The sequence below is a fragment of the Lentzea kentuckyensis genome (genome assembly GCF_002150765.1).
Classification (GTDB): Bacteria; Actinomycetota; Actinomycetes; order Mycobacteriales; family Pseudonocardiaceae; genus Lentzea; species Lentzea kentuckyensis.
In genome coordinates this window covers 1-1,258 of sequence record NZ_MUYM01000211.1, presented here as the reverse complement: position 1 = coordinate 1,258, position 1,258 = coordinate 1, and the positions used below count along the sequence as shown (strand labels likewise).

At 68.0% G+C, this 1,258-nt stretch carries 1 protein-coding gene and 1 pseudogene; both read left to right on the top strand.

Going from position 1 to position 1,258, the window contains the following annotated elements; all coding sequences use genetic code 11:
- A pseudogene (locus B0F77_RS48495) lies at positions 1-313 on the top strand (germacradienol/geosmin synthase); the annotation flags it as partial.
- A 59-nt stretch (positions 314-372) separates the two neighbouring features.
- On the top strand, positions 373-1,258 hold an 886-nt coding region (locus B0F77_RS45995; RefSeq protein ID WP_143467295.1), incomplete at its 3' end, for a family 2B encapsulin nanocompartment shell protein.

Below are 1,258 nucleotides of genomic sequence, written 5' to 3'. Positions count from 1 at the left end.
GGTGCTCGCGGTTCAGCAGTTCTTCGAGTGCGAGGTGCGGCAGGCCGTCTCGGTGGTCTCCGACCTGGTCTCCGCACGGTTGCGGCAGATCGTCTCGATCATCGCCGAACTTCCTTCGCTCGCCGAGGAGTACGAGCTCGACGCGGAGGCGCGGGCCGGGCTGCACCGGTACGTCGAGGCACTCAAGTCGTGGCTCGCCGGTGAGCTGCTCTGGTCGCAGCGGTCCGGCAGGTTCAGCTTCTCCCCCACCCCCAGCCGGAAGTCGTTCCACTCCCCCACAGGACTCGGCACCGCCGCAGTTCTCGTTCGTTGAAGAAGATTGGACTCGCAGTGACTGTTACCGATCCGGGCCTTGGGGTCGAGGACCAGCAGATGAGCCTGTCGCGGGCCGCTGCGCGCAACCTCGCCACGACCACCAAGTCCGCACCGCAGATGCAGGGGATCTCGCCCCGCTGGCTGCTGCGCATGCTGCCGTGGGTCGAGGCCAAGGGTGGTGCGTTCCGGGTGAACCGGCGCCTCACCTACGCGATCGGCGACGGCCGCGTCACGTTCACCAGCGTCGGTTCCGAGGTGCGGATCGTGCCGCAGGAGCTGGCGGAGTTCATCCTGCTGCGCGGGTTCGACGACGAGGCCGCGCTGACCGCCGTGGCGAACCGCTTCGAGCAGCGCGAGTACCAGCCGGGCGAGGTGATCGCGGAACGCGGCACGTCCGTCGACGAGATCGTCGTCATCGCGCACGGCAAGGTCACCAAGTCCGGCCTCGGCGAGTACGGCGACGAGGTGGCACTGGGCACGATCGCGGACGGCGAGTACATCGGTGACGAGCCGGTGCTGTCCGGCGCCGAGAAGGACTGGAGCTTCACCGCGCGGGCGTTGACGCCGACGACCGCCGTCGTGCTGACGCGGGCGACGTTCAACCAGCTCAACGGCCAGATCGAGCCGATGCGCGACCACATCGCGCAGCAGCTGGCGAACCCCTCGAACGCGTCGAACAAGCACGGCGAGGCGGAGATCGACATCGCCTCGGGTCACAACGGCGAGCCGACGCTGCCCGGCACGTTCGTCGACTACGAACTGCGGCCGCGCGAGTACGAACTCTCGGTGGCGCAGACGATCCTGCGCGTCCACACCCGTGTGGCGGACCTCTACAGCCAGCCGATGGACCAGGTCGAGCACCAGTTGCGGCTGACCATCGAGGCCCTGCGCGAGCGGCAGGAGTTCGAGCTCATCAACAACAAGGAGTTCGGCCTCATCGCGA